The organism is Bacillus canaveralius (assembly GCF_002860125.1).
GTDB lineage: Bacteria > Bacillota > Bacilli > Bacillales > Cytobacillaceae > Bacillus_BJ > Bacillus_BJ canaveralius.
In genome coordinates this window covers 33,351-47,055 of sequence record NZ_PGVA01000044.1, presented here as the reverse complement: position 1 = coordinate 47,055, position 13,705 = coordinate 33,351, and the positions used below count along the sequence as shown (strand labels likewise).

General features: G+C 41.0%; 14 protein-coding genes. 5 read left to right on the top strand and 9 right to left on the bottom strand.

Annotated features, from left to right (window positions below; genetic code table 11):
- Positions 1-149 precede the first annotated feature (149 nt).
- From CU635_RS17095 to CU635_RS17085, 3 genes are all read right to left on the bottom strand, one after another.
- Complete coding sequence (locus CU635_RS17095; RefSeq protein WP_101578598.1) at positions 150-2,498, bottom strand: FdhF/YdeP family oxidoreductase; 2,349 nt, start codon at positions 2,496-2,498, stop codon at positions 150-152.
- Positions 2,499-2,768: 270 nt separating this feature from the next.
- The gene (locus CU635_RS17090) at positions 2,769-3,128 is read right to left on the bottom strand and encodes a Na-translocating system protein MpsC family protein (RefSeq protein ID WP_101578597.1); all 360 of its coding nucleotides are present in this window, start codon (positions 3,126-3,128) and stop codon (positions 2,769-2,771) included.
- Positions 3,129-3,230: 102 nt separating this feature from the next.
- Entirely contained in the window at positions 3,231-4,496 is a 1,266-nt protein-coding gene (locus CU635_RS17085; protein ID WP_101578596.1) for an L-lactate MFS transporter, read from the bottom strand.
- Positions 4,497-4,838: 342 nt separating this feature from the next.
- Between CU635_RS17085 and fdhD the strand changes: the two genes are divergently transcribed.
- Positions 4,839-5,654 (top strand): formate dehydrogenase accessory sulfurtransferase FdhD, encoded by an 816-nt coding sequence (gene fdhD / locus CU635_RS17080; RefSeq protein ID WP_101578595.1) that lies wholly within the window; start codon positions 4,839-4,841, stop codon positions 5,652-5,654.
- 3 nt (positions 5,655-5,657) lie between these two features.
- Positions 5,658-6,683, top strand: coding sequence for a GTP 3',8-cyclase MoaA (gene moaA, locus CU635_RS17075; RefSeq protein ID WP_101578594.1), 1,026 nt, complete (start codon positions 5,658-5,660; stop codon positions 6,681-6,683).
- Between the two features lie 45 nt (positions 6,684-6,728).
- Here moaA and CU635_RS17070 read toward each other — a convergent pair whose 3' ends face one another.
- The 4 genes from CU635_RS17070 to CU635_RS17060 all read right to left on the bottom strand — a co-directional run bounded on the left by CU635_RS17070 (position 6,729) and on the right by CU635_RS17060 (position 9,445).
- Positions 6,729-7,403, bottom strand: a complete 675-nt coding sequence (locus CU635_RS17070; protein WP_101578593.1) for a hypothetical protein — start codon at positions 7,401-7,403, stop codon at positions 6,729-6,731.
- Positions 7,404-7,509: 106 nt separating this feature from the next.
- The gene (locus tag CU635_RS17065) at positions 7,510-7,782 is read right to left on the bottom strand and encodes a hypothetical protein (protein WP_101578592.1); all 273 of its coding nucleotides are present in this window, start codon (positions 7,780-7,782) and stop codon (positions 7,510-7,512) included.
- 144 nt (positions 7,783-7,926) lie between these two features.
- Positions 7,927-8,064 carry a hypothetical protein gene (locus CU635_RS23440; RefSeq protein ID WP_180955646.1) on the bottom strand — a complete coding sequence of 46 codons (138 nt, stop codon included), beginning with the start codon at positions 8,062-8,064 and terminating at the stop codon, positions 7,927-7,929.
- Positions 8,065-8,191: 127 nt separating this feature from the next.
- Positions 8,192-9,445, bottom strand: coding sequence for an ATP-binding protein (locus CU635_RS17060; RefSeq protein WP_101578591.1), 1,254 nt, complete (start codon positions 9,443-9,445; stop codon positions 8,192-8,194).
- Between the two features lie 342 nt (positions 9,446-9,787).
- On the opposite strand from CU635_RS17060, the gene CU635_RS17055 reads away from it, so the two are divergent.
- Complete coding sequence (locus tag CU635_RS17055; protein WP_101578590.1) at positions 9,788-10,384, top strand: biotin transporter BioY; 597 nt, start codon at positions 9,788-9,790, stop codon at positions 10,382-10,384.
- A 61-nt stretch (positions 10,385-10,445) separates the two neighbouring features.
- Here the strand turns inward: CU635_RS17055 and chrA are convergent, their stop codons facing one another.
- On the bottom strand, positions 10,446-11,645 hold the full coding sequence (gene chrA / locus CU635_RS17050) for a chromate efflux transporter (RefSeq protein WP_101578589.1): 1,200 nt from the start codon (positions 11,643-11,645) through the stop codon (positions 10,446-10,448).
- A 223-nt stretch (positions 11,646-11,868) separates the two neighbouring features.
- Here chrA and CU635_RS17045 point away from each other — a divergent pair, with 223 nt between their 5' ends.
- Positions 11,869-12,294, top strand: coding sequence for a hypothetical protein (locus CU635_RS17045; protein WP_101578588.1), 426 nt, complete (start codon positions 11,869-11,871; stop codon positions 12,292-12,294).
- Positions 12,295-12,461: 167 nt separating this feature from the next.
- Positions 12,462-12,986, top strand: coding sequence for a MerR family transcriptional regulator (locus CU635_RS17040; RefSeq protein WP_245917504.1), 525 nt, complete (start codon positions 12,462-12,464; stop codon positions 12,984-12,986).
- Between the two features lie 134 nt (positions 12,987-13,120).
- On the opposite strand, the gene CU635_RS17035 is transcribed toward CU635_RS17040, so the two are convergent.
- Entirely contained in the window at positions 13,121-13,531 is a 411-nt protein-coding gene (locus CU635_RS17035; protein ID WP_101578586.1) for a hypothetical protein, read from the bottom strand.
- Between the last annotated feature and the right edge of the window lie 174 nt (positions 13,532-13,705).

The window sequence follows — 13,705 nt, the reverse complement described above, 5'->3', positions numbered from 1 at the left end:
GGATATTAAGCGAACCCCATTTAATAACAGGACTTTCTTTGGGAAGACATCGTAACAAATTTGGTCTGCTCACCCTCTCAAACCAAAAAAGATCCGGTTCAAAAAATCTGACCGGATCCTAAAAGAATATATTATAGAAGAAACCCGACTTAGTCGACACTCATTTCTAATTCTTCTACTCTTTTTTCAACATACTTTCTATCTTTCTGGGCATGGAAGGTGTCTGCCTTTTCTAGAATCACACCTGTATTGTATTCAGGAATTTGCGAGTACTTTTCATATACACCCTTTGGAAGAAGAACATTTCCTTCCGGCCAATAGACCGCGATATTGCCGGATTTGATATCTTCAAATTTGGCTCGTCCTTGATAGGTGCCAAACTGGTTATATGCAACAACTGTGTCACCTTCATTAATCCGCAATTTTGCTGCATCTTCTGCGTTCATAACGATGTCATAACGGTCAGCCCCGTTGAATGAATCTTTGTCGCTATAAACCATTGAGTTGAACTGTTTACCACGGCGTGATGTTACATAGAAATGGCCTTCCGTTTTGCGGAGTTCTGGAATTTCGATCGATAAAAGATTTCCTTTTCCGTTTGGAGTCGGAAATAATCCATCTTCACACAGCCACGCACCGCCCCATTGAAAAACGTCACCGCGATTTTTCAAATGCTGAATTCCGTCATAATATGGATTAGCTTCAGCAATTTCCGCACGAATTTCTTCAGCATTATTGAAATGGATGAGATGCTTTTTCTCAGGAAACACTCTTGAAGCAAGATCAACATAAATTTCCCACTCTGCCCGAGCTTCTTCAATACGCGGCCCGTCAATTTCTGAACTAAAGTAAACCATTCGTTCAGTACTTGTTGAAGTTCCTCCGCCCGGCTGTTCGTAGCGGGTCATCGCCGGCAGCACAATCACTTCTTCCTGCGCGTCAACAAGTGTAGAAGTGTTAAAGATAATGTCCTGATGGACACGTAATTCAACATTCTCTAATACTTGTTTCATAAAATTCGGATCAGGCATCGTTTCAAGGAAGTTGCCTCCGCTTGTAAAGAATAGTTTCACCTTGCGTTCATGGTCGTCCGGGAGCATGATATTTTCAAGCGTCTGCCCGACTGTATCCCCCTGCCAACGCGGAATCGGGAATTTCCAGACCTTTTCAACTCTTTCAATGTTTTGCTCGTCAAAGTCTCCGCCCGGCATAACAAACGGATCGGCGCCCATTTCTCCTGATCCCTGCACACCGCTATGCCCGCGGATTGGCATAACACCACAATACTTTTTACCGATAAAGCCGCGAAGCATCGCAAGGTTTGCTACTTGTGAAATATTATCGGTTGCGAAGCGATGCTGGGTTAAGCCCATGCTCCACACAAAGACAGCGGATTTTGATCCGGCAAGTAATTCTGCAAATTCAAGCATTCTTTCCCGGGTTACACCAGACGATTTCTCGAGCTGCTCCCAGTCCTGGATTTTTAAATGATCTTTTAGCTCATTGTAACCATTTGTATGTTCATTGACGAATGCATGGTCAATAGCTGAGCCCGGCTGTTTTTCCTCCATTTCAAACCAATGCTTCATGACGCCATTCATAAAGGCGATATCGCCGCCGATGTTGACCTGGTAAACATCATCGACAATTTTTGTTCCAAATACAGCACTTTCAGCAATTGACGGAATCCAGTATTTCTCCATTGCTGGTTCGCGATATGGATTGATCGTTATAATTTTTGTACCGGCTTTCTTCGCCGCATACATATATTTCGTTGAGACCGGCTGATTGTTCGCTGCAACGGATCCCCAGAACACCAATACATCGGTTCCGATCCAATCTTTATAATTACAGCTGGATGCACCGATTCCCATTGATCGCTTTAAAGCCGTCTTACTTGGAGAGTGACAAATCCGTGAAGCGTTATCGATATTATTTGTACCCAGGAAACGCGCTGTTTTGGCAGCTGTATAGTAAACTTCATTCGTAATACCACGAGCGGTTAAATAAAAAGCAAGCTGCTTTGGATCAATGCTTTTGATTTTCTCAGCAATCCGGTCGAGTGCCTCATCCCAAGAAAGTCTGGTGAACTTTTTCTCTCCTTTTTTACGGGAAAGCGGGTATGGAATCCGGCCCAATTTTCGCAGTTGCGTGCTGTCAAGCTGTTGCATCTTCTCGACATCTTCAAGCCACGTCGGATCAATCGCTGACATCGTGTTGAGGCGAAGGACATTCAGTCTTGTTGTGCATAGATGCGGCCCGGTCAGCGTCTGGTCATATAATCCGGAAACGCCAAGCGCACAACCATCGCACACACCCTGTGTTAAAATTCGGTATGCGTAGGGAAGATTGTCTTTGTTATCCCAAACAACCTTCATCGTATCCTTAATATGGTGAGGCTTCACTTTACCCAGCCCCATCGGTGCAAGTCCTGCCCATAATGCCGGTTTTGGTCTAGTATCTAATTTTATCGGTCCAGTATGCTTTGTTTTCCCCATTTTTCCATAACTCCTTTGTAGAAAATAAAAACCACCATACACGTGAAGCTCCGAGTGTACGGTGGTTAGTCTTTAGCAGGTTCGCTACCAAGTGCCAACTCCCAATAAGCAAAAGTTGTTTTATATGACTGAATTTCATAAAGCAATTCTTTAATTGAAAAACGAACATTGACTTAAAATTAAGATAGTATGATTCGTTGCTACGGTATACTTCTGAATATATAGAATTCATTCGTTTTTTGGTTTAGCTCATTATATTGTGAAATTGACTCATGTACAAAACTTTTTTTCGATGTCCTGGTCAAAGACAAACACCGACATTCCAAAGTCCCGATCGATGTCAATATCGACAAACAAGTCGATCAGTTTGCTCTGGAGAAATTCTTCCATTTCAACAGGCGTGTTTTTCTTATACATTTGTTTAACCATTTCTGTTCTTGCAGCACGAAGCATTTGTTTTCCTTCGTCAGCACTGGCAATAAATTTTTCAACCGGGGACAAATTGCCCTCCATCTCGCAAATTGCCCAGTTTTTACAAAACTTGGTCGTCACTTTACCTGGACCTTTTCCCATATGCTTTTTCCGAAAGGAACGTACTAAGTTGCTGAATTCTGCCTCATACTTATTCATTGCATTTCAATCCTTCATTACAATCTTTTCTTGTTAATCACTATGCAAACAGTGTCATCTAATGATATCGCTTTATAAGTTAATCAATTATTTGCTATATTGTCAACTTGCTGCTTTTACGCTGCTGCTGTTTTGCTTTTCGCTTAACTTCTTGATATCGATGCGAATCAATAATGAAACGGCTAATGCGACCACGAATAAAGCAGTAAACACCAATAAACTTTGCGAATAAGTTCCAGTTGTTTCACGTACCTTGGAAGCAAACATTGGTCCGACTAGTCCTGCTGCAGCCCAAGCCGTTAAAATATAGCCATGGATTGCCCCAAGCTGTTTTGTTCCAAACAAGTCGCCAATATAGGCCGGGATGGCAGCAAAACCTCCGCCATAACATGTATATATGATCGCCAGTAAAATCTGGAACATGACTGGATTGTCAGTCATCGTCACTAACGGGAACGCTATAACTTGAATTAAGAAAAAAGCGGTGTACGTATTCGGACGGCCAATATAATCCGAAATTGATGCCCAGCCAATTCTGCCGAAACCATTAAATGCTCCGAGCACTCCCACAAGGGCTGCAGCAGCAGCTGCGCTTAGGCCAACGCTTTCCTGTGCCAGCGGTGATGCGGAAGAAATGATCGCAATTCCACACGTAATATTAATAAACAGCATAATCCATATGTAATAAAATCTTCTTGTCTTAATCGCTTCATTAGCTGTCAGTTGCGATAAATCCCTCTTTACAGCAGCCGCGCCAGATTTCATTTTCTCCTCAAAGCCTGCCGGCATCCAGCCTTGCTTTGGTGGAGCCAGGTAAAGAGACGAAGAAATCATGATGACAAAGTAGGAAATTCCCAGGATGTAAAAAGTATTGGCAATTCCAACTGCCTCAATTAACTTTTGCATAATCGGGCTGCTGATTAATGACGCAAACCCAAAACCCATAATCGCAAGGCCAGTCGCCAAACCTCTTCTGTCAGGGAACCATTTGACCAATGTAGACACAGGAGCGATATAACCAACTCCAAGCCCGATTCCACCTAACACCCCATAGAAAAGATACAACAAAGGCAACGATTCTAAATTAATCGCGAGCCCTGAGCCGGTAACACCGACACCAAAAAAGACTGCTGCAAGGATTCCTGCCTTTCTTGGTCCGTATTTTTCAACGAAATGTCCCAAAAAAGCGGCAGACAAGCCTAAAAATAGAATCGCCAGGCTGAATGTTAAACTGATGTCTGTTAAGTCCCAACCAAATTCACTTGCCAGTGGCTTCGTAAAAACACTCCATGCATAAACAGAACCGATTGAAATATGAATTCCCACTGCTGAAGCGGCAATAAGCCATCTGTTTTTTGTTTTTTCCATTCTCTACACTCCCCTTTTTTCAAAAACTCATTAAAAAACCGTCAAACCTCCCCTATTAATGGGAAAAGATCCGACGGTTAGCTGCCAACAGGTTACGCTGCTGCATACCAACAGTAAATCGCTTTCAAAACTTTGCTTCATTTTAACTCGAAAACAGGTTCGCTATCCCGAGATTAAAATGTTACAAATTGGTGAACTTTTAGTAAATTTTATCATTTAATTTTAATTTTCACAACTGCTTTTTTATTTTCACTATGGGTATAGTAATAATACTTGCATTTTAGATTTTCTTAGTGCTAATATTTTGGGTAATTCAGTTATCCTCGTCAGGTGGGTGTAAAAATGGAAAATCAAATCAGGAGTAATAATAAAATTTTAAAGTTTGAAAATGGCAGCTTGCAAGAAAAAGAGGATCAAATCGTCACGGAATTCCCTTTGACAGTTATGCTCAATGGCTCCGAATTCGCAACAATGGTCTGTACTCCGAAAAACTTGGAAGAGCTTATTTTCGGCTTTTTAGCGTCAGAAGGAGTTATCCGTTTTCACGACGATGTCAAAGAACTGCACATCGACGAAAGCAAAGGTTTTGCTTATGTCGAAACAGCAAAAGAGATACCTGTAAGCCAGCAATTTTATTCAAAAAGATTTATCGGCTCCTGCTGCGGAAAAAGCAGACAGTTTTATTTTTATAATGATGCAAAAACAGCTAAAACTTCTACATCAAAAATTACCTTGACGCCACAACAGTGTATTCTGTTCATGAAAGCGCTTCAGGATAATAGTGTTGTTTTCCAGGAAACTGGCGGAGTTCACAATGCAGCCCTGTTTTCACCAGATGGTATGATTGTTAACCGAACGGATATCGGCCGGCATAATGCATTGGATAAAATCCTTGGGTATTGTGTGCAAAATCGAATACCGGTGCAAGATAAAATTATCGCTTTTAGCGGAAGAATTTCATCTGAAGTACTGTTAAAGGCGGCAAAAATCGGAGTAGGAATCATTTTGTCAAAGTCGGCGCCTACTGATCTTGCCATTAAATTAGCAGACGATTTAAACATCACGGCAGTCGGATTTATTAGAGGCAATTCCTTTAATGTATACTCTCATACAGAAAGAATCATCGCGACCAGGGCATCAAGAGAGGATGTAAAATAATTTATGGAGAAAAAACTTCTGCAGGACCAGCTGCGACGTCCATTGCGGGATCTGCGCATTTCTGTGACGGATCGCTGCAACTTTCGGTGTTCGTATTGCATGCCAGCGGAAATCTTTGGACCGGACTTCCCTTTCTTACCCAAGGACCAGTTGCTTTCTTTTGAGGAAATTACGCGGCTGGTCGATATTTTTTCAGGTGCATTTGGGATTAAGAAAATCCGGATTACCGGCGGTGAACCATTAATGAGAAAAGACCTGCCGGCGCTGATTGAAAAGATCTTCCAGATCGATGGAATCAATGACATCGCGATGACGACAAATGGCGTACTTTTAAGCAAGTATGCCGGGCAGCTCAAGCAAGCAGGCTTACAACGTGTTTCCGTCAGCCTTGACTCATTAAATGATGATTTGTTTGCGAAAATAAACGGCAGAGGAGTCAAAGTTGATGCTGTATTAAAAGGGATTGATGCAGCGGCAAAAGCAGGGCTGAAGATTAAAATTAACATGGTTGTCCAAAAAGGCGTCAATGAGCATGAGGTCGTTCCAATGGCACAGTTTTTTAAAGATGAAGGCCATATTTTGCGCTTTATCGAATTCATGGATGTCGGAAATACAAACAAATGGAACATGGAAAAGGTATATTCAAGGCGGGAAATTCTTGAAGATATCTCTCATGTATTACCTTTTGAGCAGATATCATCGAATTACAGCGGCGAAGTAGCGGCAAGATTTCGTTATCTTGGAGCAGACAGTGAATTTGGAATTATATCATCCGTTACGGAAGCGTTTTGCTCAACCTGCAACCGCGCCCGTCTGTCAGCCGAAGGCAAACTTTACACATGCCTGTTTTCAGGAGACGGTCACGATTTGCGCACCCCTCTTCGCGCAAACAAATCGAATGACGAACTTGCGCAGATTGTCACAGGTATATGGGAAAATCGCCATGACCGTTATTCTGAAATGCGCGATAAAAATCCAGAGAGAAATGTCAGCAGAAAAAAAGTCGAAATGTCACATATTGGTGGCTAACAATTAAAAATCCCCTCCAGGGGATTTTTTTTCAAATTGGGTTTGCTATTGCTGGTCAAAATTAAATTCACTCATTGAATCCATATGTGTGGCAATCAGCGCGATAATCGTATTAGCTTCTTCTTTGCTGAAAATAAAGTTGGATTCATCTTTAATCAGGTCATCGTCTTCAGTCCAGATTCGGTTTACGCGGCGAAGGACGCCATCACCTGTCTCTTCAACGACCCCAAATTGATAGGTGACCTCAACTTCATCTTCATGCATAAATGCTGTGACCTCAGGGGTTTTCCATTCGACATCAATTTGATTGATGATATCCCCGTCCGGCTCTGCTTCCGCCATATAGTACTCCTCTTCTTCCCCGGCAAAATCGTCTGCAGGTTCATAATCACCAATGATATCGTCATCGCCGTTCATGTAGTCATGAAAGCTTTCATGCACTGCGTCAGTAATATCCTCAATATCAGCGAGAATCGTTTTTGAATTTTGTGCTGTCTCAATGTCAAAGGTGTCCATATAAAACTCGTCATTATGCGGGTCAAATGAAAGTGTGCAAAAATAATCGCGGTCATTGTCAGTTGTCTCGACATAAAATTCAATTCGCGGATGACGTGCTCCTCTGTCAATCGACATGTGGCCGAGCTGGTCGTATTTATCACACAATGACTCAAGATGATCCTGAAGCTCCCCAGTTACTCGATCAAACCATTCCAATCCCATCATGATCCCTTCTTTCCATCGTAATCGCTAATATTATTACCATGACTGCGGATAATATCATGGGATTTTCGACCATTTGAACATTTCTGGACGGCAGCCGAAATATTCAACACTGCTTGTAAAGCTGCTGGACTCTTTCCAAATCCCTTAACAGTAATTTCGTTTCAAATTGTGTTAACATGACAGGGATTTGGTCGTATAACGTCACAATTTGGCCATCCTCTTCGTTTTCATGCAACTTTAAATAACGGTACAGCATCGAAATTTGTTGTTCGTTTAACACTGACAAGGTGGATAAGTTTTTCACTTTTTGAACGGAAAAATGGTTGTGAACGTGATCGAATTCACCTGAGATTATCTGTCCACTAATAGGCTGCATACTCACACCTCTTTTACAGTCTTTTAGGTTAGGATTTCCCCATTATTCCTTTAATATCCTCTTGTGGATTTTTTCATCATGCTTATCGGTTATGGAATGTTAATTGCAATCAAAAACCCCTGAATATTCAAGGGTTTCACAAAATTATTCAAATCTGTTTTTGCCGGACCTTCCACTAAAGGCCTGAAACTGTTCTTTAAGTTTTTGACGGGATTTCTTATCTCGTAAAAGAAATGCTGTCCCTAACGCTATCGTTGTCATCATCAATTTTTTTCCTGCCATCAATTATCCCTCCTAGCCGTTTCTATATAAAATTCCCTTTCCAAATGGTTTTAAACTTTTGCGTGGCATTTGTATGTTAAATCAGTATATTCTTACGCTCAATAGAGACGATAGAGAAAGTATCGGTTTAGGCGTGCAAAGCAGTAATTTTTTCGTTTATGCCTTCTTTTTTGAGGACAGGCAATATGATTTCAATGGTGGTGCCTTGATCTACTTTACTCGTAATGTTCAATTCGCCATGATGCGTTTCGACAATTTTATAACAGGTCATTAAGCCGAGGCCAGTACCTTTTTCCTTCGTCGTGTAAAAAGGTTCTCCCAATGTTGGGATCCGCTCTTCAGGAATTCCGACCCCGTGATCAATAAAAAGAATCGAAACCTTCCTATCTTCCTTCTTTTTAACTATTAAATCTATCGTTCCACCCATTGGCATCGCTTCTATACCATTTTTTAAAATATTGATAAAAAGCTGCTTCAATTGATTTTCTTCACAGGAGATGTTTGGAATATCCGCACCAAACTCAACACAAATTTCAACATTATTTATTATCGATTGTGTGTTAATCAGCATCACGACATCTTCTATTACATTTTTTAAATTTTTCTCCTGAAAATTAATTAAAGTTGGCTTAGCCAGAACTAAAAATTCCCCGACAATTAAATTAATTCGTTCCAACTCGGCTAAAACGATTTCAAAATACTCTTCCTGGCTGTTGTTGGAACGAAACAATTGGATAAATCCTTTAATAGAAGTGAGCGGATTGCGAATTTCATGGGCTATCCCTGCCGCCATTTGTCCGACAAGTGCGAGTTTTTCAGACTTTTCTAATAGGCGTTCTGTTTTTTCTTTCCGATCCGTTATATCCTTGCCGATCGATAAAACAGCTTCCTTGCCCTCAAACAAAATATAGAGTGATGACTCTTCGAAAAAAATCGATTTTCCATCCAACCTTGTTACTCTATGCTCAAAATTAATTAACGGCTTTTTTTCCTTGTAAACTTGTTCGATACGCTCTTTTACCAGGTCGTCCTCTTCCCTTGGAAGAAAATCAAAAATGGACCGGCCAATTAACTCCTCTTTGTTTTTGGCAGCAGCCATTACCTCAGCAGCTTTATTTACATAAAGGATTATGCCATGGTGATGTATAATCACACACTCTGGAAGTGATTCAATCAATTGCTTGTAGCTTTCTTCGCTTTCTCTTCTTTCCTTTGCATAAAATTTCACTTTATCTAAGTGCCAGCCGACAAACCAGGCTATTGCCGTCGCAAGGATAAAATCAATTGCCTCTTTTTCAATGGGGTCATTAAAAATAACAAATTGGATTAACGTGAATGCAATCGAGATGCTGACAAGCGCGATTTGTCCTGTTTTTTTCACAGAAAATTCCTCCCGCACAAATTTTTTCGCAAACTCAAAGTTATGTACAGTCTTGATCAAAGCATTTCTTGGTTATTTTAAAATAATATGAATTTTCTGACTTCTAACATATTTTAATAGGTTGATTTTATTTTTCAATGAACGATTTAAAATACCATCATAATCGCTTTTTTATGTTACGATTTCATACATGCCCACACCATAATTTTAACATAAGTCAATAATGTCGGTTATGATTCCTGTAGCCGATAAAACGTTAACTATTTTTTATTTTCAGTTGACATATCTAAACCAATTCCCTTATTCTTTAATGTATAATTTTGTTTTTTTGGAGGAACTATGATGAACAAGAAACTACGTGCTCTTGATATTACGCTGGTGGGGATGTTTGTAGCGATGATGGCTGTCGGAGCGAATATTACGTCAATCGTCCCTTTTATGGAGGTTGGTGGCGTCCCGATCACATTACAAACATTTATTGCAATACTGGCCGGGGCGATTCTCGGCAGTCGCTTAGGAGCGCTGTCGATGGCGGTTTATGCGTTTGTTGGCTTAGTTGGTGTACCTGTGTTCGCACAGTTTGGAGCAGGATTTTCAACTATTTTCAGCCCTACTTTTGGATTTATTCTCTCCTATATACTTACGGCATATGTGATCGGCGTCCTCGTTCGTAAAAATAAAAGTGTCGCAATGTTCGTAACCGCAGCACTACTTGGAATGGCGATTAATTATATGTTCGGGACGAATTGGATGTATGCCGCTTACAAGATTTGGTTCGCCGCGCCAGAAGGATTTACCTACAAGATGGCCTGGCTCTGGATGGTTGTCCCCCTTCCGAAGGATATCATTCTGTCAGTAGTCGCCGGTTTGATAGCCCATCGTCTTGAAATAACTGTTTTATCAAAAGGGCAGTTTAAGAATTTAAATAGAGTCGCTTAATTTAAAGACAATGGTTGAAAGTTTTCATCCATTGTCTTTTATTGGTTTCGGATAGTTGCCTCTAGTGAAGAAACTGGATCAACGATCCGCCGATTGCTCCCGTTAAGACGATGATCCATGGCGGAAGCTTCCAATACACCAGCATGCTGAAAAGGATAGCAGCAAACGCAAAGTCAATTGGTGCGAGTATCGAACTCGTCCAAATCGGATCATAAAAAGCAGCAATCAAAATCCCGACAACCGCTGCGTTGACCCCCATTAAAGCGCCCCTGATTTTCGGGTTACGCCTAAGTGTATCCCAAAAAGGAAGTGTTCCGAATATCAGCAGAAATGCCGGCAGGAAAATTGCTATAGTGGCGAGCAGTCCACCCTGCCATCCGTTTATTACGGCACCAATGTAAGCCGCAAAAGTGAACAACGGGCCGGGAACAGCCTGTGCTGCACCATAACCGGCAAGAAAAGCTTCTTCGCTTATATAGCCGGACGGAACTAATTCCCGTTCAAGCAATGGCAGAACCACATGACCTCCTCCAAAAACAAGCGATCCTGCGCGGTAAAAGCTGTCAAACATGGCTACCCAATTTGAAGAGTTTGCTTCCCTGGCTAAAGGCAAAATAAGCAATAGTCCGAAAAACAATAACAAACAAAGAATCGCAAAGCGGCGCGAAATTGGAACCCGGAAATTTGCTTTAGTTTCAGCTTCACTCTCTTTAAACATAAGATAACCAACTAATCCCGAGAGCAGGATGATTCCAACCTGTGTGAAAGCAGACTGCCATATAAGCGTCGTAACAATCGCGAATAAGGCGATCATTTTGCGCTTCAGATCGGGGGTAAGTTTCTCGCCCATTCCGATAATCGCATGGGCTACAACAGCCACGGCTACGATTTTCAATCCATGGATCCAGCCAGCATCATCTATATGCAATCCTTTCAGTATCAATGCAAAAACGATCAATGCCAATACCGATGGAACTGTAAACCCGAGAAAAGCTAACACGCCGCCGAGAAGCCCGCCCCGGATCACACCAATTCCGATCCCAACCTGACTGCTGGCCGGACCAGGAAGAAACTGGCACAGAGCCACTAAATCAGCATAACTTTTTTCATCGAGCCATTTTCTTCTGCGTACATATTCTTCATGAAAATACCCTAAATGAGCGATCGGTCCCCCGAACGATGAAACCCCCAGTTTCGTTGAAACAAGTAATATCTCGGTTAAATTCTGTAAAAATCGGTGTTGCTTATTTTCTACTTTCATGGTTTCCTCCGCTTTGATAAATCCGACTAGAGTTTTCCTGAAGTTTAATTCTTGATTCTAATCGTGTATACTTTATCATATCAGAGAACTTCACAAAAATTGTTCTAACTTAATAATGTTTACACCGTTTTTACATTCTAAAAATGTGGCGGTCTATTTCTTTAACCTCAGGTTCATCACTGTTAAAACAAGGATATAAAAATTTTGATTTTTAGGAGGAGCCATGAAAAAACTAATTTTGTTATTATTGATAGTTGGCGGCTTAGGCACCGCTGGCTTTCTTGGCTACAATGCGTTCATGGGAATGGCGTCAGATAAAGTTATGGAGCAGGTTGCCAACTCTATTTCAGAGGAGGATGTAAATCAACTTGTTCAAGATCCATCTATTCAACAATTAATTGGTGAAAATGCCGATCTTGCAAATATTGATACTTCCAATCTCCCATTTTCGACAAAAGAAGAAGCACTTAAAACGATTACGAAAGAATTTTCAGTCAAGGAAATAACCGATATTACCTCGACAATAAGCGATGGCATAACAGCTGATGAGCAAACCGAGCTCCTTGAAACGGTTCAGAGCCGATTAACAGAAGAAGAACTGGCCGCTTTGAAAATTATCGCAGTAAAGGAAGCATTGAAAAACCAATAGAGATAAAGGTCAAGAGGGCTCTTGCGCCCTTTTCTTTTTGCCTTTTGTTTCGACAGCATCAAAAAAAACAAGTGAATTTCACTTTCTTTGCCGAACCAAAACTTGTTTTGTCAACTCGATAGGATTTACCTGATAGACAGAGAATATCTTTCTTACAAGGAGGGATCATGATGAATACTACTGCTGTCGCAAAATTATTGGGTGTCTCGTCAAGTACGATTCAGCGCTGGGTCAAACAGTTAGACTTGCATATGCAGCGCAATGACCTCGGTCATTATTCGTTTACGGAAGATGATATCAAGTTGCTTGCCGGCATTAAGGAACAGGTTCAGAACGGGGTGCTGCTTCAGGAGGTAACGGTCACTGTGCAAAGGCCGCGGAAAGGAACCGTTAAAGGCCAGCTGGAAAATAAGGATACAGAAAAGCTCTTGTCTAAAGTAAGCTATTTGGAAAGCAGGCTTGAGGAAAAGGCAGATAATGTTGTCTCCTATCAGCTTCTCCAGCATCGACGCGAGATTGAAGAGTTACAAAATGAAGTAATGTCTTTAACAGATCGGATCGAGGCCCTTGAGGCGAGTCAAATTCACACTGATCAGCACCATGCACCTGAAAAAAAGCTTGTTTTTGAACAGTCAACACTGTTGAAAAGGCCAAAAAAAAGAAAATTGATCAGCTCGTTATTTGGTTTTTAGCATGCTTAATTGACTGCTTTTTATAACGAAAGTATAAAACGCTTGGACATCTTGCCAAGCGTTTTACATTGTTTTCTTTCCCACAAAATAAAAATAGCCTGTTCTTGTGTGAGAACAGGCTACACCTATCAATGCTAATCGTTTAACGCATCTTCAAAAGGTGCATAAAATTTACCTTTCACCGCGAGCATATCTGTTTCGGATTCACGTTTTTCCCCGTTTACGTCATATACTCCTTCTGGAAAAAAATCAAAATATCCACTAAGCTTATGAAGTTCTACAAAGTGATCGTTCAATTCGTAGAACAATTCTTGGTATGCCTCAAGATCGATGACTTCACCAAACTCGTCCAATTCGAAATTTTCCTTAAGCGCGTCCTCTAGCTCTTCATGATTCGAAGCTGCAACATACAAGTCGACATCGCTGCATTCCAAGCATAGTAATACCGGTTCATCTTTAATTTCTTCATAAGCGTACTTAACCATTTCTTTTAAGATCGCTTCTATTTTATCGTGGTTTTTCAATTGTGTGCTTGTCTTTAACATACTGGGACCTCCATCGTTGTTATCTGTTGTCTATTTACTACTCTATGGAATATGAAAATGTATTATCTTTTATAAGAATTATATCAAAATTAACCGTTTATAGAGGCAGATAATGCATAAAGCGTCACGTCGCCGAGAGACACAGTTGAAACATTAGGAACTAAAATAAAACAA

Excerpts from the sequence above, each read along its gene's own strand:
- CU635_RS17085 (WP_101578596.1), bottom strand. The coding sequence starts at position 4,496 with ATGGAAAAAACAAAAAACAGATGGCTTATTGCCGCTTCAGCAGTGGGA.
- CU635_RS17065 (WP_101578592.1), bottom strand. The coding sequence starts at position 7,782 with ATGCAGCCTATTAGTGGACAGATAATCTCAGGTGAATTCGATCACGTT.
- fdhD (WP_101578595.1), top strand. The coding sequence starts at position 4,839 with ATGGAAAATCAAATCAGGAGTAATAATAAAATTTTAAAGTTTGAAAAT.
- chrA (WP_101578589.1), bottom strand. The coding sequence starts at position 11,645 with ATGAAAGTAGAAAATAAGCAACACCGATTTTTACAGAATTTAACCGAG.
- moaA (WP_101578594.1), top strand. The coding sequence starts at position 5,658 with ATGGAGAAAAAACTTCTGCAGGACCAGCTGCGACGTCCATTGCGGGAT.
- CU635_RS17070 (WP_101578593.1), bottom strand. The coding sequence starts at position 7,403 with ATGGGATTGGAATGGTTTGATCGAGTAACTGGGGAGCTTCAGGATCAT.
- CU635_RS17090 (WP_101578597.1), bottom strand. The coding sequence starts at position 3,128 with ATGAATAAGTATGAGGCAGAATTCAGCAACTTAGTACGTTCCTTTCGG.
- CU635_RS17095 (WP_101578598.1), bottom strand. The coding sequence starts at position 2,498 with ATGGGGAAAACAAAGCATACTGGACCGATAAAATTAGATACTAGACCA.
- CU635_RS17035 (WP_101578586.1), bottom strand. The coding sequence starts at position 13,531 with ATGTTAAAGACAAGCACACAATTGAAAAACCACGATAAAATAGAAGCG.
- CU635_RS17055 (WP_101578590.1), top strand. The coding sequence starts at position 9,788 with ATGAACAAGAAACTACGTGCTCTTGATATTACGCTGGTGGGGATGTTT.
- CU635_RS17045 (WP_101578588.1), top strand. The coding sequence starts at position 11,869 with ATGAAAAAACTAATTTTGTTATTATTGATAGTTGGCGGCTTAGGCACC.
- CU635_RS17040 (WP_245917504.1), top strand. The coding sequence starts at position 12,462 with ATGATGAATACTACTGCTGTCGCAAAATTATTGGGTGTCTCGTCAAGT.
- CU635_RS23440 (WP_180955646.1), bottom strand. The coding sequence starts at position 8,064 with ATGGCAGGAAAAAAATTGATGATGACAACGATAGCGTTAGGGACAGCA.